Genomic DNA, 21,641 nt, shown 5'->3' with positions numbered 1-21,641 from the left:
TATGCGTAACATAATACCTTCTTTTAGACATATATTTGCATAAGAAACTATTATATGTTTTAAAATCATGCAAGACAATCATCAAAAAAACATCGCTACATTTATTCATTTATCAACCTTTAGTAGGTTTATAATCCCATTCGGAAATTTTATTGGTCCTATAATATTATGGGTTACTAACAAAGATAAATCTGATTTTATAGATACTCATGGCAAACAAGCTATTAATTTTCAGATAAGTATTTTACTATACGCCATTATTTTGGGAACCTTAACTATTCCATTTTTTATTTTTAAAGTTTTTAATGGTATAGACTTTATAGATTTTAATGGCTTTCATGATTTTCATATTAATATTGGCGAACCATCACCATTACTTTATATAGGTGGTACTCTAGGTGCATTTGCAATAATAGGTTTTATTTTAGAGCTAGTTTTTATAGTTATAGCTAGTTTAAAAGCTAGAGATGGTGAAATATATCATTACCCATTAACCATCAATTTTTTAAAATAACTTTCATCAATAATCAATCATAATCAATCAAAAAATGAACAGTTTCACAATATTTAAACGCTTTAGAATATGAAGATAGAAAACACAAAAGCACAGATGCGTAAAGGCGTATTAGAATTCTGCATACTATCAGTCTTAAAAGACGACGATGCATACGTAGCAGAGATTTTAGGCACCCTAAAAGACGCAAAATTGCTTGTTGTAGAAGGTACTATTTATCCACTACTAACAAGACTTAAAAACGCTGGTCTTTTAAATTACAGATGGGAAGAATCGACCTCTGGACCGCCAAGAAAATATTACGGTTTAACAGAAACTGGTAAACTGTTTTTAAAAGAATTAAACACTACTTGGAGTGAATTACATAATGCAGTAACTATAGTAACAAGCCAAAAAACAACAAAAAAATGAATAAAACAGTCAACATAAATTTAGCAGGTATATTTTTTCATATAGATGAAGATGCTTACTTAAAACTACAACGCTATCTTGAGGCTATAAAACGTTCATTTACAGACTCTCAAGGTCGTTCTGAAATCATATCAGACATCGAAGCTCGTATTTCTGAGCTTTTCAATGAGCGCGTACAAAACGATAAACAAGTTATACGAATTAAAGAGGTAGATGAAGTTATCTCTATTATGGGTCAACCAGAAGATTATTTGGTAGATGACGAAATTTTTGAGGATGAACCACAAACTACTTATAAGAGAAAATCAGCACCATCAAAAAAATTATTTAGAGATACCGATAATTCCTATATAGGAGGTGTATCTTCTGGATTGGGACATTATTTTGGAATTGATGTCTTATGGGTACGCTTAGCTTGGATTATTTTAATATTTGGAGCTGGAACAGGAATTCTTTTATATATACTACTTTGGATTTTAGTTCCTGAAGCTCAAACAACATCAGAAAAAATAATGATGACTGGAGACCCAGTTAACATTAGTAATATTGAAAAAAAAATTAAAGATGGGTTTGAAAATGTTACAGAAACGGTAAGCGATGTTGCTAAAAATGTTACAGATTCTGTTTCTGGTGCTGCAAAGAATGTAAGCGATTCTGTTTCTGGTGCTGCAAAAAAAGTAGACCTACAAAAACAAGGCAACAAAATTAAATCATCTTCAAAAACTTTTTTTGATACTATTGGAGAAGTAATTATGTTTTTCTTAAAAGTTTTTGCAAAATTTATTGGCATAATATTAATAATTGTAGGAGCTTCAACACTTATTGCTTTAATAGTAACGCTATTCTCTTTAGGAGTTGTAGATATAATTAACATCCCTTGGTTAGACCATGCCGATATTGTTAATGCAGGAAATACACCAGTATGGTTAGTTTCATTATTAACATTTTTCACAGTTGGAATACCATTTTTCTTTTTGTTTTACTTAGGCTTAAAGATTCTTATTAATAATCTAAAGTCTATAGGTAATATTGCAAAATTTACACTTTTAGGCGTATGGTTAATATCAATAATAGGGCTGGTAATTGTTGGTGTAAGGCAAGCAAGTGAGCACGCCTTTGACGAGCGTGTCATTGAAAAGAAAGAGTTACAAATTACAGCAAATGACACTATAAACTTAAAAATGGTCGGAAACGATTTGTATAAAAACGGAACAAATAGACATAACGAATCTTTTAAACTTATCCATGATGAAAACGGAAATAAAACCATTTATTCGTCTGATATAGTTATTATAGTAAAATCTACTACCGATTCTTTAGCCACATTAAGTGTAGATAGAAGTGCAGATGGTAGAAGTTATGAAAAGGCTATAGAGCGTGCTAAAAATATAAACTATAATTATACTCTGAAAAACAACATGTTACTTCTTGACTCTTATTTTACGACAAACGCTGAGAACAAATTTAGTGATCAAGAAATAATGCTTACTCTATATTTACCAGAGGGCACCGTTATAAAGTGTAATGAGAACTCAAAAACATTTTTTTATTATCATAATTACAACGGCACTATTATAACACATGGTAATACTAATCATTATTTAAAAATTTTAGAAGATGATATTGAATGCTTAGACTGCCCAATTGAAGAAGATGAGGAAGACTATGAAGTAAATGTTGACTTAAAGGATGAAAATTCCAGTCTAAAAATAAATGAAGATGGTTTGAAAGTAACCGTAGATAGTTCTAGTTTAAAAATTGATAAGACTGGAGTCAAAGCCAATGGAGATGAAGTTAATGTAAATATAGATGGTGATGGCATCTCAATAAAATCTAAAGACAACTAAAACAATTCATCATTAAAAATTAACAGTTCAGGTATTTAAGTTTAAAATTGTTTAGTACAATGCAGATATTTGAATAGATAAAAAACATCAATCAAAAACAAATAATTATGACAACACTAACAAAAATTATCGTAGCTACATTATTAAGCTTAACATTATTTTCATGCAATTTTGATATTAACATGAACTCTGGTGTTCGTGGCAATGGCAATGTACAAACAGTAGAACGATCCATTACAGAATCATTTACAGCTATTAAAGCTACTGAAGGTTTAGATGTGTATTTAACACAAAGTAACAGCGAAAGTATTACTGTTGAAGCTGATGAAAATTTACATGACCTTATTATAACCGAAGTGGTTGATAATGTATTAAAAATACATACTAGAGAGAATATAGGCAGATCAACTTCAAAAAAAGTTAGAGTAAGTTTTAAAGATATTTCAGCAATTACTTCAACAAGTGGTAGTGACGTATACTCAACTAACACTATTACAACAGATTATTTAATATTAAAATCTACTAGCGGAAGTGACATGAAACTAAATGTAGATACTTCAACTTTAGAATGCCAATCAACCAGCGGTAGTGACTTAAAATTATCTGGGAAAACAAAAAAACTAATTGCTGAAGCTACAAGTGGTAGTGATATTAAAGCGTCAAATTTAATTGCCGAATCTAGTCAAGTAAAAGCAACAAGTGGAGCAGATATTACTGTAAACACTTCAAAAGAGCTTACAGCAAAAGCAAATAGTGGTGGCGATATAAAATATTATGGTAACCCAGAAAAGGTAAACAAAAGTGATGGACCTTCTGGAAGTATTAGAAAGCAATAAACAAAACGACCAACCTTACCAACCTTAATAACCAACTCCTTTTAAAACCCATCTTAAACTAAGTTTAGTTTAAGATGGGTTTGTTTTGTACTTAAATGTGACATTTTATAATAAAACTGGTCTAAAACTATATAACCAACTTATAAAGTCATGAAAAACAGACAGTTTCTTATATTAATCTTTTCTTTAAGCATTTGCTTTATAACCCAAGCTCAAAAAGCAAAGAAGGTAAAAGGCAATAGAAATGTAACCACTTTACATACCCCTTTAAACTCTTTTCATACTATAATTGTTGATGAAGATTTTGAAATTGATATTATATTCAACAAAGTACCCTCTATAGAGGTTGAAGCAGATGAAAACCTTCACGAATTTATAACATTTAGTGTTCGAGATAGCGTACTCTCGTTTAATAAAACAAGAAGAATTACTTCAAAAAAAAGGTTAAATATAAAGGTGAATTATGATGATTTCTTAAATAATATTGAAACTAGAGATAATAGTAAAATATTTTCGTTGGCAACAATGGATATAACAAATACTAACCTTAAAACAACTGGAAACTCGAAAGCTGGGTTAACAATAGAAACCAAATATTTTAATTTTGAAAGCCATGGTAAGGCTAAAGTGGATCTTAATTTAACAGCGGACAGTACCAATATTGTTTTAAATGGTAACAGCAAATTAAACGCTTTAATTCATTCACCTATTTTAAAAGCTGATTTATATCAACGTGCAAATGTAAATATAGAAGGGGAAAGTGATGATTTATTATTAAGAACTGACAACAACTCTCAGTTTTATGGCAAAAATTTTACAGTAAAAAATTGCAATCTCTATTCCGAGATTGCAAGTGATACCACTATTGAGGTTACTGATAAAATAATTGTCTCTTTAACAGGGTCTAGTGATTTGTATTTATATAATGATCCAAAAATAGTTATTGACAAATTTACCAATACATCAAAAATTCAGAAAAGAGAAAAATAACAAAGGACTTAGCTTATAAATGGTTTAATAAAACAAAAAGCCTCAATGTTTTAAATTTAAAACATTGAGGCTTTTTGTTTTACAACTATGAGAATTTATCCCACTTTTTTCTGCTTCATTTTTTCAACACGCATTTTGTTCAACTTCTCATTATTAAGTTTCATTTCTTCTAAAAGCTTAAGTTCGTGATTAATTTCTTCACGTCTTTTATTTTGCTTTCTAAGTTTTTCATCTCTTATAGCTTGTTTTCTTTTTCTTTCTTCAAGCCTAATTTCTTCAAGCATTAATTCTTTTTTCTCTGCTTTCTTTTGTTTAATTTTTGCTAAAGCAATAGAGCCATATGTATATCCATATATACTTAAAAATAATAATGCTATTATTGATAATATTATAAAGCCGTTATCCATAACTTTTTTCTTAGGTAGTTTATTAAGTGTTTTTAAAGCTCTACAAAGCTTTTGTTTTCCATATTTTTAATAAAAGTATAAAAAAAGTATAGTGGCTAAAAATAAAAAAGGTGAAGTACTCAAAAAGAAGTTAAAATAATTATTGAATCAAAAAAAACCTTTGAAATGCATAAAAAGCACCAAAGGTTTTTTAATTAAAAGTAGATTAAAGCCTTCTTATAAAATATATTAATGGCCACTCATATGCTTATTATATGACCATATTTCGTCCCAAGAATTCGAGAAGGTTCTATTAGCCATATCAATAAACATTTGCCAATTTTCTTCTCCATGTACTTTTTCAAAAGTCTTTTTAAAACTATTTTCTTCTTCATCAAACTCTGTCCAATTTTTATAAAAACCTACCGAAGCTACATGACGCCCTAAATCACCTTGTCTAAATTCATTAAAATATAAGCCCCAAGGGTTTACACCATCCATAGCTTTAACAGTTTCACTTACATATTTGTAAAATTGATTTACCGATGATACTTGTCCTTTTTCAATCTCACCAACTCTTACAAACAAAAGCGGATAGTTTATACTTTCTCCTTTTAACATGCTAGTATTAGATAATTTATCGTCTTGTGTCCAATACTCAATGGTATTTATTTTTTTTATATATGGCATTACGTTATCCCTCCAGTCTTCGTCGTGCCCTCCTTCACCAGGACGCGTATCATTATGTTTATAATGCATTGGCCCCATTTGCCATACAATTTTTCCCGAATTGGGTCCAGAAACTATATTATAAACCGTTGCTGTGTAAGGGGCTTCTTTATGGTATTGCGCATTATGTTTTCTCATGTTTTCTGATAATACTTTTAATTTAGTATTATCTGGAGTTAACAAAATGTTCTCCCACATAGTATATGATTTGTCTTCTTGGGCATTTGCTGTTACTGTGGCACTAAAAACCATAGCAATAACAGCTATTACTGAAATTGTTTTTTTAATCATAATTAAAATTATTTGGTTGGTTAATTAACTATATAACTATTATATAGTTTGCTATTAATAATGATTTAGGAGAATTTAAATTTTATAATAAATGATATAGAATCATTTAAGATGAAGGCTCATCATTTGGAGTGAATCAAATATAATGAATATTTGGTTATGATGTTATTTCATAAAAAAACTCTCAAAACTGAGAGTTTTAAAGATTAGATTTTAAATTAAATCCTTTCTGTTTCCATTTAATTATTCCGCCTTCTAAATCGTATATTTCAGTAAAACCGGCTTCAAATAATTTTTTAATACTTTTCGCGCTTCTTTTTCCAGAGCGACAGTACACAATTAAGGGCTTATTTTTGTCAAGTTTTTTAATGCTTTCTGTAAAATCTGGCGATAAAAAATTTATGTTTTGAGCATTTTCAATATGCCCTCCTTTAAATTCTTTTGGTGTTCTAACATCAATTAATTGTACGTTATCTAATTGTAAAAGGGGTTGCAAATCTTCTGCTGACACCACTTTAGCATCACTTTTTGTTTTTTTATAATAACTAACAATAATCGTTGCTACTACTAATAACACTAGAAAAATTACTATTTTTTTCATTTAATAATTTTAATCTAAATCTACAAGATCGCCTTCCCATTCTAAAATACCTCCTTCAAGATTATAGGCATTTTCAAACCCTAATTGATTCATAATATTACAAGCTTGCCCGCTTCTATTACCAGACCTGCAATACACATAGTAGCTTTTATCTTTGTCAAGCTCTTCTATCTCATTAACAAATTCTTGCCCTTTATAAATATCTATGTGAATGGCATTAACAATAATACCATCAGCTACCTCATCATCTGTTCTTACATCAATAATAACTGCATTATCATCATTTTCTAATTGCGACACCCATTCTTCTTGACTTAAATTTTCCATTTTTTTAAATTGAAATTGATACTTACAAATTTAATACATCTAATCAAATAATAGCTAAAAAAAGTCCGAAGTATAAAACTTCAGACTTTTATATTTTAATCTTTACAAAAATGTACGTTTTGCTTTTATGCTTTAATTGAGCAACCTATAGCTCTCGTTTCGGTTTGTTCAACTTTTTTTCCATTAAGTAATGCATCCACAGCATTTTCAACATATTTAGTATTAACAGCCGATGCATCTTTATAATTATCATCTATTGCCCCTATATATTGAACCACATTGCCTTTACTAGTTTTTTGCAAAATAAATATATGCGGTGTTTTAGTAGCTCCATATTTTGGATATACATCTTGTTTTTCATCAATTAAATATGGAAATGTAAACCCTTTACTTTTTGCCCTAGATTTCATCGCATCAAAATTATCTCCTGGTTTTACATCAGTATTATTTGGCATAATTGCAATTACTGGATAGCCTTTACTGGCATATTTTTCATTTAATGCGATAATTCTATCTTCATACATAACAGCATATGGGCATGTATTACAAGTAAATGTGATAATAAAACCTTTAGCGTCCTTGTAATCTGATAAAGATACCATAGTCTCATTAATGTTTTTAAGTGAAAAGTCTTCAGCTAAATCACCTACTTTATATCCATCACCGTTGTTCGAATTAGTAATTGTAAAGGCACTTACGCACATAACAGTTACCAATGTTGCTATTAATTTAATTTTCGTTTTCATCTTATTTTATTTTAAGAATGTTTTTATTTCTCTTTGTAATTCCTCGTAAGTAAAAGATTGCTCGAAAAACTTACGGTCGTTTTTATTATAAATAATTGTTGCTGGAATAGAACCAGACCAACTTTTGTCTACCTTAGGAATCCAAGAATTCATATCTGCATCATCTAAAGCAATTACCTTAGATTTTAGTTTCTTTTCTTTTATAAACGGTTTTAGTTTAGATTCGTATAAGTGAGGAAAATCTAAACTAACCAATATAACTTCAACATTTTTATTATTGTATTTAGCATTTAATTTTTCAAAATATGGCAACTCTTTAATACAAGGTGCACACCATGTTGCCCAAAAATTAATCACGTAAGTTTTATCATCTTTTTTATTTAAAAACTTCTTAAACCCTTCATAATTGTAAACCTCTAAATCTAAGCCTATAATATTATCATTACTTAATACTTCCTTTTTACTAGTAGTATCAATTGCAACCTCGGTTTTTTTATTTCTTTTAGCGCAACTAAATGTTAATAGTATTGCAATAATTATTACTTTAAATTTCATAAGCATAAAATTAATTAATAGTTTGTTGCTAATATTACAGTTTAACAAACTTTTAAATAAAAAACATACTAAACTTTTGTTTAGTTTTATTTTCATTTCTATATTTGAGCAGTTAAAAAAACAAAAAATGAACAAAATTTTAAATACTAATTGGTGGTGGTGCTTTCGAAACTAATCTTCGTGAAGTAAATCCCTAGTATATTTAAAACTTAAAATATTCAAAAGGCTTGTCGTTCACGACAAGCCTTTTTTCTTTGTTCTAAAGTTATTTTAGAATAAAATAAAAACTATAAGATGAAAAAATTTAGTCTTTACACGCATCACAAAAAAATCTTAACAGATACTATTACACCTGTTACTGTTTATTATAAAATACGTGATAAATACCCCAATAGTATCCTTCTGGAAAGTGGAGATTACCACAGAAGCCATAAGAATTTCTCGTATATCTGTTTTAACCCAATTGCCTCAATAAAAGTTGAAAACGAAGTGATCTCTGAAACCTTCCCAGATGGAAGCACAACAGATTTAGAAATAACAAAAGGTGTTAATGTAACTAACGAAATTCATAATTTCACTAAACGTTTTGACACAAAATCTGAAGAAAATTTCAAATTCATCAATAACGGTATTTTCGGTTATACAGCTTATGATGCCGTAAGGTATTTTGAAGATGTTGAAATTAGCAAAAAAGATGACTCTGTAGTTATTCCAGATATGTATTATGCTGTTTATCAGAATATAATAGCTATAAATCATTTTAAAAACGAAGCTTATATTTTTGCGCATTGTTATGATGGAACGCATAATAATATTGATGACATAGATAAACTGATTAATGTTCAAAATTTTGCCTCATATAACTTCAGTTCAAAAGGCGATATTAAATCTAATTTAACGGATGATGAGTTTAGAGAACATGTTGAAGTAGCCAGAAAACATTGCCAACGCGGAGATGTTTTTCAATTGGTCTTATCCAGACGCTTCTCTCAGGAATATACCGGAGACGATTTTAATATTTACCGTGCTTTAAGAAGCATTAACCCCTCGCCTTACCTATTCTATTTTGATTACGGCGATTTTAAAATATTTGGAAGCTCGCCAGAAGCTCAACTTATTGTGGATGATGGTCTAGCCGAAATTCATCCTATTGCAGGAACATTTAAGAGAACTGGTGACGAACAAAAAGATGAAGTTTTAGCCGAAAAACTTAAAAATGATGATAAGGAAAATGCTGAGCACGTTATGCTAGTTGATTTAGCCAGAAACGATTTAAGCCGACATGGGAACGGTGTAAAAGTGGTAACGTATCGCGAAGTTCAATTCTTTTCGCACGTTATACATTTAGTAAGTAAGGTTACAGGACATAAACATAAAGAGACTTCAACCATGCAAGTCGTAGCAGACACCTTTCCAGCTGGAACTTTAAGTGGTGCACCAAAACACAGAGCCATGCAACTCATTGAGAAATACGAAAAAACAAGTCGTGCCTTTTATGGGGGAGCTATAGGCTTTATGGATTTTGATGGCAACTTTAACCATGCTATTATGATTCGTACTTTTTTAAGTAAAGATTACAAACTTAATTGGCAAGCTGGTGCAGGATTGGTTTCAAAATCTGATCAAGAAAGCGAGCTACAAGAAGTTTACAATAAATTAGGAGCATTAACTAAAGCTATTAAATTAGCAGAAGACATTTAAAGATGAAGAAAGTATTAGTAATAGACAATTACGATAGTTTTACATATAATCTTGTACATTATTTAGAAGATTTAAACTGCGCTGTAACAGTAGTAAGAAACGACAAATTAACTTTAGAAGATGTTGAACCTTTTGATAAAATTGTATTATCACCAGGTCCAGGAATTCCAGATGAAGCAGGTTTACTAAAGGCTATTATTAAAAAATACGCCCCTACGAAAAGTATTCTAGGTGTTTGTCTTGGTCAACAAGCTATAGGCGAAGTTTTTGGAGGCTCATTAATCAATTTAGACGATGTTTATCACGGCGTTGCAACCAATGTAACCATAAGTGTTGATGGTGAATACATTTTTAAAGACTTAGATAAAAATATTGAAGTTGGGCGTTACCATTCTTGGGTTGTAAATCCAGAATTACCAGATAGTTTAGAAGCCACTTCTTTTGATGCAAACGGACAAGTTATGTCTTTAAGACATAAAATATACGATGTAAGAGGTGTGCAATACCATCCAGAATCGGTATTGACACCAGATGGAAAGAAAATATTAGAAAATTGGGTAAATAATTAGCCAATAGTAAAGATGAAAAATATACTAAATAGACTTATAAATCACGAAACCATCTCAAGCGAGGAGGCAAAACAGGTTATTGTTAACATATCAAACGACATGTATAACCCAAGTCAAATAACATGCTTCCTGTCTGTTTTCATGATGCGAAGTATTACCATAGAAGAATTGAAAGGCTTTAGAGATGCTCTTTTAGAACTTTGCATATCCATAAACCTCAAAGACTTTAATGCTGTAGACATAGTTGGTACAGGTGGCGACGGTAAAAACACCTTTAACATATCTACTCTATCCTCCTTTATTACTGCAGGTGCTGGAGTCAACGTTTCCAAACATGGTAACTATGGCGTATCATCAACTTCTGGTTCATCAAATGTTATGGAGCATTTAGGAGTAAAGTTTTCCAACAACGAAGATTTTTTAAAACGCTGCCTAGATAAAGCAGGCATATGCATATTACACGCTCCATTATTTCACCCTGCTATGAAAAATGTAGCTCCCATCAGACGAGAGTTGGGCGTAAAAACCTTTTTTAACATGTTGGGACCTTTGGTTAATCCTTCATTTCCAAAAAACCAAATGCTAGGTGTTTTTAGCTTAGAACTTTTACGCCTATATAGTTTTATATATCAAAACACAGATAAAAATTACAATATTATTTATGCCTTAGATGGATACGATGAAATTTCATTAACAGGAAAAGCTAAAATTGTTTCAAATCATACTGAAAAATTGTTTTCTCCAAAAGATTTGGGAGTTTCTAAAATTAAGCAAGACGAAATTTTTGGAGGAAACACGGTTAAAGATGCAGCAAACATATTTGTAGATATCATTAGCGGTAATGGAACAGAGGCACAAAATAATGTAGTTTGCGCTAATGCCGGATTAGCGATTGCAACTACAAAACAAATTACACATCAAGAAGGTTTTGAAATAGCAAAAGAATCGTTGTTTTCTGGTAAAGGAAAAGCAAGTTTAGATAAATTGATTGAGTTAAGTAAATAATGAACATCTTAGACAAAATAACATTAGATAAACGCAAGGAAGTTGAACTTAGAAAAAGTCTAATTCCAGTGTCTCAATTAGAACAATCCGTTTTATTTGAAAGAGTAACAATATCACTTGCAAATAACTTGCGACACAGCAAATCAGGAATTATAGCAGAACATAAAAGGCGCTCACCATCAAAGTCTGTAATCAACAATACATTAAACGTCCAAGATGTAGCAAAAGGTTATGAAGCTGCAGGGGTTTGTGGTATGTCTGTTTTAACAGATGGTAAATATTTTGGAGGCTCTTTAGACGATTTATTAACGGCAAGAGCAAGTTGTAATATTCCTTTATTAAGAAAGGAATTCATTATAGATGAATACCAATTGTTAGAGGCAAAAGCTTATGGTGCTGATGTTATTTTATTAATTGCTGCAATACTTTCAAAAGACGAAATAAAACAATTCTCTGAGTTTGCCAAAACCTTGAATTTAGATGTCCTTTTAGAAGTTCATAACGAAGAAGAGTTGCACAAATCTATCATGCCTAGTTTAGACATGCTAGGTGTAAACAATAGGAACTTAAAAACATTTGATGTTAATTTAGATATCAGTAAAAGTTTAAGTAACCTTATTCCTGATGACTTTGTAAAAGTTTCTGAAAGTGGTATCAGCAATATAAATGCAATAAAAGAATTACAACCTTATGGTTATCAAGGCTTTTTAATAGGGGAAAACTTTATGAAAACTGATAACCCAGGAGTCAGTGCAACAGAATTCATTCAAAATCTAGAGAAATGAAACTGAAGGTTTGCGGAATGAAATATCAAGATAATATTGAACATGTTGCAGCATTGCAACCTGACTATCTTGGTTTTATATTTTATGAAAAATCAGCAAGACATTTTGATACTGAGTGCATCCTAGACTTACCAAAATCAATTAAAAAAACAGGTGTTTTTGTTGACGCTGACATTGACTTTGTAATAGAAAAAATTAACAAACATAATTTACAAGCAGTTCAATTGCATGGCAAAGAATCATCTAAGTATTGTAAACAACTAAAATCTGAAAGTGTTGAAATAATCAAAGTATTTTCAATAAAGGATGAGTTTGATTTCAGTGTTTTAAATCCTTACGAGGGTATTGTTGATTACTTCCTGTTTGATACTAAAGGGAAACTCCCTGGAGGTAACGGGTACACATTTGATTGGAACGTATTAAACAATTATCCTTCAACAACACCATTCCTTTTAAGTGGAGGAATTGGACTGAATCAAATTGACGATATTAAAAAATTTCAGCGGAGCAAAGCTTCAAAATATTGCTATGCGTTAGATGTAAATAGTAAGTTTGAAATAGAACCTGGCTTAAAAAATATTGAAGACATAAAAAAATTTAAAAATAATCTGATTTCTAAAATCATGAACTATAACGTAAACGAAAAAGGTTACTATGGCGAATTTGGGGGTGCATTTATACCAGAAATGCTATATCCAAATGTAGAAGAGTTACGCCAAAATTATTTAAAAGTAATGGCTGAGCCAGATTTTAAAAAGGAATTTGACCAACTACTTAAAGATTACGTAGGTCGCCCTTCTCCCTTATATTTTGCTAAACGTCTTTCTCATAAATATAATACCAAAATATATTTAAAGCGCGAAGACTTAAATCATACAGGTGCACATAAAATAAACAATACTATCGGGCAAATTCTAATGGCTAAGCGTTTAGGTAAAACTAGAATTATTGCAGAAACTGGAGCAGGTCAACACGGTGTAGCCACCGCTACAGTTTGTGCTTTAATGGGGCTTGAATGTATAGTTTATATGGGAGAAATTGATATTGCAAGGCAAGCACCAAATGTTGCCAGAATGAAAATGTTAGGCGCAAAAGTTGTACCTGCATTATCAGGAAGTAGAACCTTAAAAGATGCTACAAACGAAGCCATTCGCGATTGGATTAATAATCCTGTAAACACGCATTATATTATTGGTTCTGCCATTGGCCCACACCCTTATCCAGATATGGTAACACGTTTTCAAGCAGTGATTTCAGAAGAAATTAAATGGCAATTAAAAGAACAAACAGGTAAGAAAAACCCAGATTATGTGGTGGCATGTATTGGTGGTGGAAGTAACGCTGCTGGAACATATTATCATTATTTACATGAAGAAAACGTTGGTATTATAGCTGTAGAAGCAGCAGGTTTAGGAGTTGATTCTGGTGAAAGTGCAGCAACCTCTGTTTTAGGAAAAGAAGGCATTATTCACGGTTGTAAAACATTATTAATGCAAACTGCTGACGGACAAATAACCGAGCCTTACTCTATTTCTGCAGGATTAGATTATCCTGGTGTTGGTCCCATGCATGCACACTTATGTAAAACGGGACGTGCAGAATTTATAGCAATTACAGATGATGACGCTATGAAAGCTGGTTTAAAATTATGCAAATTGGAAGGTATTATCCCCGCTATTGAAAGTTCTCATGCATTAGCCATTTTTGAACGGAAAACGTTTAATCCAGACGATGTTGTTGTGGTAAGTTTATCTGGACGTGGCGATAAAGATTTACAGAATTATATAGATTATTTTAAAATTTAAATTGTGAACAGAATAAATCAAAAACTTCAAGAAGACAAAAAATTATTGTCTATATATTTTACTGCCGGTTACCCACATATTAACGACACCGTTTCAATAATCGAAGATTTAGAAAAAAATGGTGTTGATATGATTGAAATAGGTTTGCCTTTTAGCGACCCATTAGCTGATGGTCCTACTATTCAAGTAAGTTCAACGCAAGCATTAAAAAATGGCATGACTACCGATGTGCTTTTTGATCAATTAAAAGACATTAGAAAGTCAGTTAATATTCCATTAATTATTATGGGATATTTTAACCCCATGTTTCAATATGGCGTAGAAACTTTTTGTCAAAAATGTCAAGAGATTGGTATTGATGGTTTAATTATACCCGATTTACCTGTTGATGTGTATCACGAAGAATATCAAGCTATTTTTGAAAAATATGGTCTTATTAATGTGTTCTTAATTACGCCTCAAACCAGTGATGAACGTATACGATATATAGATTCTATTTCAAACGGATTTATATACATGGTAAGTAGCGCCAGTACAACAGGAGCACAATCTGGTTTTGGAGATGAGCAAACGCAATATTTTGAGCGTATTGCTAAAATGAACTTAAAAAATCCACAAATTATTGGTTTTGGTATTAGTAATAATCAAACGTTTACTCAAGCTACACAATATGCAAAAGGCGCTATTATTGGAAGTGCTTTTGTAAAGCATGTTACTAATAATGGTATTAAAAATATTAAAAACTTTGTTGATACAATCTTGAATTGAGTTTTATGAAATGGTTTAAAAAAGTATTAATTGAAAATTATGCCAATTTTTCGGGTAGAGCTAGACGACAAGAATACTGGATGTATGCTTTGTTTTGGTCAATCATTGTAATCTCTATGAGTATTTTGGCAGAATACACTGAAAAATACTTAGGGTTTACATGGGGGTTTACATTCTTCATCATATTTTCTATTGCCACTCTAATTCCATGGTTAGCAGTAAATGTTAGACGGCTACACGACACAGGAAAAAGCGGAGGTTATTTCTTTGTTAATTTCATACCCTTAATTGGTCGAATTTGGTATTTAATTTTAGTTTGTACCGATGGAGAGTCGGGGCCAAATCAATACGGCCCTGATCCAAAAAAACCCAATATCAATGATGAAATTGACGACATAGGAAAACCTCTTTTGGATGAATAGTTTTTATAGAATGAGTTAATTATTTAGACTCTAAAGATTCCATTTTCTTTGTATTTCGTTTTTCACAAACAGGTTTATGTCCCATTGATTACCTAGTGGTGTTTCAGTATTAGGTTGATACAGCGTATACGGAAAAGGTCCATATTCGGTAGTAATTGTTATAAACTGCCGACTACTTTTTGCTGCATTTTCTATCATGGCTGTCCACCACTTATTAAACTGATTTAACTCTTCAACATAAACAGAATCTCTTGGGTCTATAACTTGTGCGCTTTGAGACGAACCAACACGTGCGTGTATATGATAGGTATGTTGAATAGCTTTTTGCAGAGCATTTTCTTGGTTTTCTAGTAAAGTTTCGGCAACACAACACCAATGTGAAATGTCTGATGTTAGCTTTAAAAAAGGTAACGATTCTAAATATTTATAACAAACATGAGCTGCAAAAGAAAACCTAGACCGATGCGTTTCATGAGTAATAACCACCTTCGTTTCGGCTTCAATAGCTTGGGCTATTTCAATTAATTCAGCATTCTGTTCAAAAGTAAAAAAATCCATACCTGTATGCGAATTCACAAATAAAGGTTTAGCTTCAACCAAGTTATACAAATGTGATTTATAATTCTCTTTATGAGTCTTAAAATCAACATCTTTTGTTTGCCAATGCTGTCCTATAAAATCTAGCTCAAAATCTTTAAGCATTAAAAGTATGTCATGTTTTTCTTGCTTATTAAAAGGCAAATCAATTTCTACACCACTAAATCCATTTGCCTTTACTTTATTCAAAAAGGTGCCCCAATCAATATCTGCACTACCCCAGCGCGGGTAAATAAATTTTAATTCCATTATTTTTTATTTCTTATTTCTCTATCTCCTGTATGATCTACTCCTTGTTCCCGTTCTAGTACAATCATGCTTTCAGGTCTAAAATTTAAAATCAAAGCTCTTCGTCGACTATTAGTACTATTTCCTTTGCTAAAATGAAGAGTAAACCCATCATGAAATGTACACCCTCCTGAGTTTAAAGGAATGCTTTGGGCTTCCTTAGTATCTGTTTTACAAAACAATGCTCCTTTATTTGGCATAGCATAATGTTTCAAAATATTTGTAGATTTTTTTTTCGGAATAAACCACATACATCCATTAGCTTCATAAACATCATCTAATGCTACCCAACAACTTACAGCTCTTTTATCTGGCATTTTTATCCAATAGGCTGCGTCTTGATGCCAAGGTGTTTCTGTATTTGTATATGGTGCTTTATTTATAAGCATATCAAAGTCTAAAGCCATATCGCTTCCCAACAATAGCTTCGCATAGTTAAGAGCTTGCTTATAAACATTCATTTTAGATAGCTTAGGTTCTATAAGACTAGGTCTCATAATTTGAGTTATTTTTTCAACAGGTCCACCAGAGCCTCCTGATAAGTCGCTTCTTAATCCTTCAGTTCTTTTTTTATCCTTTAAGAGGTAATCATATAAAACTCTAAGTTCTTCAACCTCATCTTTAACTATTAATGATTCTAAATGAGTAAAACCATGACTTAAAAATTTTTCCCTTAATTCCATAAAATATTTAATTATATTAACTTTTAATTTATTTCAAATAAATAGTAAAGATTCTTTAAAGTCTTTTAAATTTGTATTACCCAACAATTTTATACATAAACAGTGCAAAATCAAACAAATGATCGCGTCGTTTATAACCTAAACACATTAGGATATAAGCGTTGTAAACAATTTGGGCATTATAAGTACACTAAAGTTAAGCCAAGGTTAGAAAACCATATACACAAAGACATTATTGAAATTTGTTATTGCTTAAAAGGTCAGCAATTTTATAATATTGAGCAAAATGAGTTGAAACTTAATGGCAATGATATTCTTATTGTGTCGCCTAACACGATACATAGTACAGGGGTTTACCCAGAAGATAAAGGTGAGTTATTTTGGATACAGATTTCCTTAAATAATGATCTTGGTAAACTATGCAACCTACCTTTTTTGCAATCTAACTATATATTAAAAGCGCTAACCAAAAAATCAAATGCGGTATTTAAAGGTGCTTTTTCTTTAAAAAATATTTTGAATGCACTATTTACTCAATTAGAAAAACCACAAAGTATTCTTAGTGTAATAACTATAAATCATTTAATCATTCAACTTTTACTTGAAACATTATCACTAACTGAAAAACCCCAGGAAGTAAAACCTACCATAAGGTTAAATATTATTAATGAGTACATTGAAAAGAATTTAAGTAGGTCTATCTATGTAGATGAATTGGCTGGAGCAATAAAAATATCTGTCTCTTATTTTAAAACTTGGTTTAAAGAAAATACTGGAATAACACCAAATGAATACATTAATCGATTAAAAATTAAGCAAGCAAAGGTTGATTTACTAAATGAAAAAACAATAACTCAAGTAGCTTTTAATTTAGGCTATAATTCATCTCAATACTTTGCCACATCCTTTAAAAAATTTACAGGAATAACGCCCAAAGCGTATATTGCCAAACATAACACAAAATAAAATGCCTTTAAACATTGTTTTAATAGAACCCGAAATACCTAATAATACAGGAAACATAGGTCGATTAGCTTTAGCCTCTGGATCACACTTGCATTTAGTAAAGCCATTAGGGTTTGAAATTAGCGATACACGATTAAAACGTGCTGGTTTAGATTATTGGAAACATCTTCAAATTACGTATTATGAAAACATTGAAGATTTTTTCTTAAAAAACAAAAACGCAAATATGGCTTTTTTATCAAGTCATGGAACAAAAAATCATTGGGATATTCCTTTTGAAAATAATATGTTTTTAATTTTTGGTAAAGAATCGGTAGGATTACCTAAACCAATAATAGAAACGCATAAAAACCAGCTTTATAAAATTCCTTTATACAGCAAGCATGTTAGAAGTTTAAATCTTGCAAATGCGGTAGGCATTGTGGTATATGAAGGCTTGAAACAGCTTAGCTAATTCCAATATTGACTTTGTGAAAATTTTCGACTACCTTCGTTTTAACGGTGGATGTAAGTCATTGAAATGCATTTATATACATAAAAAACATTACTAACAAGCTTAAGAAACAAAGTTTAATGAATAAAATAATCATAGCCCTTTCAATTTTTATTTTGGTAGTTGCTTGCGGACAAAAAAACAGCTCAGAAAAAAAGAACTCAAAGAGTTATTCGAAAATTAAAGATTCATTAACTACTCAAATTGACAAAATCAACGAGAACGGAAAAATAGTTGGGTTTTCTGTCATAATAGTAGATTCTACCGGAATTCTTTATAATAAAGGATTTGGATTTGCAAACTCCACTACCCAAAAAAAATATTCAACCCAAACCGTTCAACCCATTGCCTCAATTTCAAAGACCTTGATTGGGCTTTCATTATTTAAAGCCAAAGAAATGGGCAAACTTAATCTTGATGAACCCATAGATAAATATCTTCCTTTTACAGTATCAAACCCAAATTTTCCAGAAACACCGATTACGATAAGACAATTAGCCATCCACACATCTTCAATAAACGATTCGGATAGTTTTTGGGAAAACGATTATATACTTATCGAAAAAGATCATAAAAAAGGTACAGGAATACCCGAATATTTCAATGAGTCTCAGACGGAATTATCGCTCCCTGATTTTTTAAAAAATTTATTGACCGAAAAAGGTAATCTGAATAACGGCGAAAGTTATACAGCAAATAAACCATCCACAAAATTTAACTATTCAAATGTTGGGTCAAATCTATGTGCACTTGTAATTGAATCGGCAACTGGAGTTCCCTATCGAACGTTTACCACAAAGTACATTCTTGAACCTTTACAAATGAACGCCTCAAGTTGGGCCGCTAAAAATAACGAATCAAAAAATCGTTCGACATTATATGCAACCAACAAACAAATTATGGCGAATTATACAACTGTAGGCTTTCCTGCAAGCGGACTAACTACATCTAGCACCGATTTAGGTAAATATTTGTCTGAACTAATTAAGGGCTATTCAGGAAACGGAAGTTTATTGACAAAAGAAAGTTATGATGAACTTTTTAAAAAGCAATTGACCAAAAACCAACTTCCAGAAGGAGTTGATGCAAACTCGGGTATTTTTATTGATTATTCGAAAAGGGGTATCGGTTATAGTGGCTATGACCCAGGCCTTATGGCGTATATGTATTTTAATCCAGAAAGCTTGATTGGTAAAATAATTCTTATAAATACGGACACGGATTTCGATGAAGAAGTTCGACCGACCTTAGATGAAATTTATAACGTTTTAGGTGAATATGAAATCAAGTTCAAATAAAAAGCCGGTTGGTAATAATGCATATGAATTTCACAGTACCCTTCGGGGTGCTACACTTCATACACTAACCGTTAAACGAACCAAAAAAAAATCAACTTTTTCTATTCCGATTCTTTAACATATTTAAATACATATTCTCAACTTTAGTGCGTGCCCAAGGAGTGCGTCTTAAAAATTTTAAGCTAGATTTTACTGAAGGATTATCAATAAAGCATTTAATTTTAATGGTGTGACCCATATATTCCCAACCATAGTGAGCTACCAAATCGTTTATAATTTGCTCTAATTTCACTCCATGTAACGGGTTATTTGGTTGAGATTCCATAAGCTGTCTGGTCGAGCGCAGTCGAGACCTTCTTAAATGATTTATAATATTAACCTCTCGTCAAGCTGCGCTTGGTATCTTCAATATAAAATATATTTTATATTTCGATAATGCTCGAGGAGGCAAAAACAATCTACTCTACTAATTCTTTAATTTTTATAGCCTTTTCAAAATGATCTAGCTTATGCTCCATAATCCACCAAGTTGCCGCTTCCATAAGTAACTCTGGGTCATCATTCTTATTTGCAAAAAAAGCATAAAAAGATAATCCAACATTGCTTCCTTTTTGCTCAATCTTTCGGTTACAAACTTCAATGATTTTTTTCTTTAAAACGGTTCGCATCACTTCTAGTTTCTTCGATCGTTAAACTTCTTTTTATTGTTTCGTTTGGGTCTTCTATTAGAATTATTTCGGTCTCTATTAGATTGATTAGAGTTAGAATTACGATTATTGTTCCTATTCCTAGGATTTCTAGAACGGTTTTGCCCTGGTTTAATAGGTTCTGTAGATGCATTTGGGTCTGGTTCAAACCCTTCAACAATTTCTACAGGCAACTTCATTCCAACTAATTTTTCAATCCCTCTTAAATATGTTATTTCGTCTGCACTCACTAATGATAGCGCTTCACCGCTAGCTCCTGCTCTACCCGTTCTACCTATTCTGTGTACATAATCTTCTGAAATATTAGGCAATTCAAAGTTAACTACATGAGGTAATAATGGAATATCTAAACCACGAGCCGCAATATCAGTAGCAACTAAAACACGTACATTTCCGTTTTTAAAACCTGCTAATGCCTTAGTTCTTGCGCCTTGACTTTTATTCCCATGAATAGCCGCTGCAGTAATACCTGAGCTAATCATTTTTTTACAAAGCTTATTTGCACCATGCTTAGTACGAGTAAAAACCAACACCTGTTTCCAATTGTCGTCAGAAATAAGCTTGATAATCAAATTAGTTTTCAGGCCTTTGGCTACTCTGTAAACTTTTTGTGAGATTGCTTCAACAGTTGTATTCTCTGGAGTTGCTTCAACATGCACAGGGTTATTTAAAATACCATGCGCTAACTTTTTAATCTCTTTTGAAAACGTAGCAGAAAACATCAAATTTTGACGTTTCTCTGGCATAGATTTGATTACTTTTTCAATATCCCTTAAAAAACCCATATCTAACATTCTGTCCGCTTCATCTAAAACAAAAATTTCAACACGCTTAAGCGATAATAATCCTTGATTTTGTAAATCTAATAAACGTCCTGGAGTAGCTACTAAAATATCAACACCTTGACGGATAGTTGCAACTTGCGGTTTTTGATTTACGCCTCCAAAAATTACGGCGCTTCTTAAATTTAAAAACTCGCTATATTCTCTAACATTAGCATATACTTGTGCTGCCAATTCTCGTGTTGGAGTTAAAATTAAAGCCCGTATGGGTCTATATTTTGCTTTCGGATTTTCAGAAAGTATGTGTAAAAGCGGTAATGTAAAACCTGCTGTTTTCCCTGTTCCTGTTTGCGCCGAAGCTAAAACATCTCTACCCTCTAAAACAGGTGGGATAGCTTTTTGTTGAATAGGACTTGGGGTAGTGTATCCTTTTTTGCTAATGGCTTTTAGCAAGGCTTCGGATAAGCCTAAAGAGTTAAATGACATATAAATTGTTTAATAAAGTTCTAAAACGAACATTTTTGAGATGACAATCTATA

The 21,641-nt window shown here is 31.5% G+C and carries 26 protein-coding genes and 1 pseudogene; 16 read left to right on the top strand and 11 right to left on the bottom strand.

Annotation, left to right across the window (positions count from 1 at the left end):
- The first annotated feature begins 67 nt into the window (after positions 1-67).
- The 5 genes from M3P09_RS04870 (at position 68) to M3P09_RS04850 (ending at position 4,598) form a co-directional block, all read left to right on the top strand.
- Positions 68-514 (top strand): DUF4870 domain-containing protein, encoded by a 447-nt coding sequence (locus M3P09_RS04870; RefSeq protein ID WP_099564329.1) that lies wholly within the window; start codon positions 68-70, stop codon positions 512-514.
- Positions 515-583: 69 nt separating this feature from the next.
- On the top strand, positions 584-925 hold the full coding sequence (locus M3P09_RS04865; RefSeq protein ID WP_099564330.1) for a PadR family transcriptional regulator: 342 nt from the start codon (positions 584-586) through the stop codon (positions 923-925).
- Complete coding sequence (locus M3P09_RS04860; protein ID WP_249972240.1) at positions 922-2,772, top strand: PspC domain-containing protein; 1,851 nt, start codon at positions 922-924, stop codon at positions 2,770-2,772. The genes M3P09_RS04865 and M3P09_RS04860 overlap by 4 nt, the downstream gene beginning before the upstream one ends.
- 107 nt (positions 2,773-2,879) lie before the next feature.
- Positions 2,880-3,608: a head GIN domain-containing protein gene (locus tag M3P09_RS04855; RefSeq protein ID WP_099564332.1), complete on the top strand. Its 729-nt coding sequence runs from the start codon at positions 2,880-2,882 to the stop codon at positions 3,606-3,608.
- 150 nt (positions 3,609-3,758) lie between these two features.
- A complete protein-coding gene (locus M3P09_RS04850) occupies positions 3,759-4,598 on the top strand; it encodes a GIN domain-containing protein (protein WP_249972239.1) in 840 nt (279 codons plus the stop codon).
- A 95-nt stretch (positions 4,599-4,693) separates the two neighbouring features.
- Here the strand turns inward: M3P09_RS04850 and M3P09_RS04845 are convergent, their stop codons facing one another.
- The 6 genes from M3P09_RS04845 to M3P09_RS04820 form a co-directional block, all read right to left on the bottom strand.
- Positions 4,694-5,005, bottom strand: coding sequence for a hypothetical protein (locus M3P09_RS04845; protein WP_099564334.1), 312 nt, complete (start codon positions 5,003-5,005; stop codon positions 4,694-4,696).
- A gap of 228 nt (positions 5,006-5,233) precedes the next feature.
- The gene (locus M3P09_RS04840) at positions 5,234-6,004 is read right to left on the bottom strand and encodes a hypothetical protein (protein ID WP_249972238.1); all 771 of its coding nucleotides are present in this window, start codon (positions 6,002-6,004) and stop codon (positions 5,234-5,236) included.
- Positions 6,005-6,203: 199 nt separating this feature from the next.
- Positions 6,204-6,605 (bottom strand): rhodanese-like domain-containing protein, encoded by a 402-nt coding sequence (locus M3P09_RS04835; RefSeq protein WP_249972237.1) that lies wholly within the window; start codon positions 6,603-6,605, stop codon positions 6,204-6,206.
- A 9-nt stretch (positions 6,606-6,614) separates the two neighbouring features.
- Positions 6,615-6,932 carry a rhodanese-like domain-containing protein gene (locus M3P09_RS04830; RefSeq protein ID WP_249972236.1) on the bottom strand — a complete coding sequence of 106 codons (318 nt, stop codon included), beginning with the start codon at positions 6,930-6,932 and terminating at the stop codon, positions 6,615-6,617.
- A 125-nt stretch (positions 6,933-7,057) separates the two neighbouring features.
- On the bottom strand, positions 7,058-7,678 hold the full coding sequence (locus tag M3P09_RS04825) for a thioredoxin family protein (protein WP_249972235.1): 621 nt from the start codon (positions 7,676-7,678) through the stop codon (positions 7,058-7,060).
- Positions 7,679-7,684: 6 nt separating this feature from the next.
- Positions 7,685-8,233, bottom strand: coding sequence for a TlpA disulfide reductase family protein (locus tag M3P09_RS04820; protein WP_249972234.1), 549 nt, complete (start codon positions 8,231-8,233; stop codon positions 7,685-7,687).
- Positions 8,234-8,527: 294 nt separating this feature from the next.
- Between M3P09_RS04820 and M3P09_RS04815 the strand changes: the two genes are divergently transcribed.
- From M3P09_RS04815 to M3P09_RS04785, 8 genes and pseudogenes are all read left to right on the top strand, one after another.
- A complete protein-coding gene (locus M3P09_RS04815) occupies positions 8,528-9,934 on the top strand; it encodes an anthranilate synthase component I family protein (protein ID WP_249972233.1) in 1,407 nt (468 codons plus the stop codon).
- Between the two features lie 2 nt (positions 9,935-9,936).
- Positions 9,937-10,503, top strand: coding sequence for an anthranilate synthase component II (locus tag M3P09_RS04810; protein WP_249972232.1), 567 nt, complete (start codon positions 9,937-9,939; stop codon positions 10,501-10,503).
- Positions 10,504-10,515: 12 nt separating this feature from the next.
- Positions 10,516-11,508: an anthranilate phosphoribosyltransferase gene (gene trpD / locus M3P09_RS04805; protein WP_099564341.1), complete on the top strand. Its 993-nt coding sequence runs from the start codon at positions 10,516-10,518 to the stop codon at positions 11,506-11,508.
- Positions 11,508-12,293, top strand: coding sequence for an indole-3-glycerol phosphate synthase TrpC (gene trpC, locus M3P09_RS04800; RefSeq protein ID WP_249972231.1), 786 nt, complete (start codon positions 11,508-11,510; stop codon positions 12,291-12,293). The genes trpD and trpC overlap by 1 nt, the downstream gene beginning before the upstream one ends.
- Positions 12,290-12,886, top strand: a pseudogene (locus M3P09_RS17410) (phosphoribosylanthranilate isomerase); the annotation flags it as partial. The gene trpC and the pseudogene M3P09_RS17410, both read left to right, overlap by 4 nt.
- 30 nt (positions 12,887-12,916) lie before the next feature.
- Entirely contained in the window at positions 12,917-14,098 is a 1,182-nt protein-coding gene (gene trpB, locus M3P09_RS04795; RefSeq protein WP_347709805.1) for a tryptophan synthase subunit beta, read from the top strand.
- Positions 14,099-14,101: 3 nt separating this feature from the next.
- On the top strand, positions 14,102-14,866 hold the full coding sequence (gene trpA / locus M3P09_RS04790) for a tryptophan synthase subunit alpha (protein ID WP_249972229.1): 765 nt from the start codon (positions 14,102-14,104) through the stop codon (positions 14,864-14,866).
- Positions 14,867-14,871: 5 nt separating this feature from the next.
- Positions 14,872-15,288 (top strand): DUF805 domain-containing protein, encoded by a 417-nt coding sequence (locus M3P09_RS04785; protein WP_249972228.1) that lies wholly within the window; start codon positions 14,872-14,874, stop codon positions 15,286-15,288.
- Positions 15,289-15,318: 30 nt separating this feature from the next.
- Here M3P09_RS04785 and M3P09_RS04780 read toward each other — a convergent pair whose 3' ends face one another.
- Both M3P09_RS04780 and M3P09_RS04775 read right to left on the bottom strand, forming a co-directional pair.
- Positions 15,319-16,134: a sugar phosphate isomerase/epimerase gene (locus tag M3P09_RS04780; RefSeq protein WP_249972227.1), complete on the bottom strand. Its 816-nt coding sequence runs from the start codon at positions 16,132-16,134 to the stop codon at positions 15,319-15,321.
- A complete protein-coding gene (locus M3P09_RS04775) occupies positions 16,134-16,856 on the bottom strand; it encodes a phytanoyl-CoA dioxygenase family protein (RefSeq protein WP_249972226.1) in 723 nt (240 codons plus the stop codon). Before M3P09_RS04775 ends, M3P09_RS04780 begins: the two co-directional genes overlap by 1 nt.
- Positions 16,857-16,958: 102 nt before the next feature.
- Here M3P09_RS04775 and M3P09_RS17405 point away from each other — a divergent pair, with 102 nt between their 5' ends.
- The 3 genes from M3P09_RS17405 to M3P09_RS04760 all read left to right on the top strand — a co-directional run bounded on the left by M3P09_RS17405 (position 16,959) and on the right by M3P09_RS04760 (position 19,613).
- Positions 16,959-17,822, top strand: coding sequence for an AraC family transcriptional regulator (locus M3P09_RS17405; protein WP_249972225.1), 864 nt, complete (start codon positions 16,959-16,961; stop codon positions 17,820-17,822).
- A 1-nt stretch (position 17,823) separates the two neighbouring features.
- A complete protein-coding gene (locus M3P09_RS04765) occupies positions 17,824-18,276 on the top strand; it encodes a tRNA (cytidine(34)-2'-O)-methyltransferase (protein ID WP_249972224.1) in 453 nt (150 codons plus the stop codon).
- 119 nt (positions 18,277-18,395) lie between these two features.
- Entirely contained in the window at positions 18,396-19,613 is a 1,218-nt protein-coding gene (locus M3P09_RS04760) for a serine hydrolase domain-containing protein (RefSeq protein WP_249972223.1), read from the top strand.
- Positions 19,614-19,704: 91 nt separating this feature from the next.
- On the opposite strand, the gene M3P09_RS04755 is transcribed toward M3P09_RS04760, so the two are convergent.
- The 3 genes from M3P09_RS04755 to M3P09_RS04745 form a co-directional block, all read right to left on the bottom strand.
- A complete protein-coding gene (locus M3P09_RS04755; RefSeq protein ID WP_249972222.1) occupies positions 19,705-19,938 on the bottom strand; it encodes a VF530 family protein in 234 nt (77 codons plus the stop codon).
- A 133-nt stretch (positions 19,939-20,071) separates the two neighbouring features.
- Positions 20,072-20,281 (bottom strand): DUF6500 family protein, encoded by a 210-nt coding sequence (locus tag M3P09_RS04750; RefSeq protein WP_099564351.1) that lies wholly within the window; start codon positions 20,279-20,281, stop codon positions 20,072-20,074.
- Positions 20,282-20,286: 5 nt separating this feature from the next.
- Positions 20,287-21,588 carry a DEAD/DEAH box helicase gene (locus tag M3P09_RS04745; RefSeq protein WP_249972221.1) on the bottom strand — a complete coding sequence of 434 codons (1,302 nt, stop codon included), beginning with the start codon at positions 21,586-21,588 and terminating at the stop codon, positions 20,287-20,289.
- Positions 21,589-21,641: the final 53 nt, after the last annotated feature.

The sequence above is a fragment of the Jejuia spongiicola genome (assembly GCF_023502325.1).
Lineage (GTDB): Bacteria > Bacteroidota > Bacteroidia > Flavobacteriales > Flavobacteriaceae > Wocania_A > Wocania_A spongiicola.
This window is presented reverse-complemented; position numbering and strand designations above follow the sequence as displayed.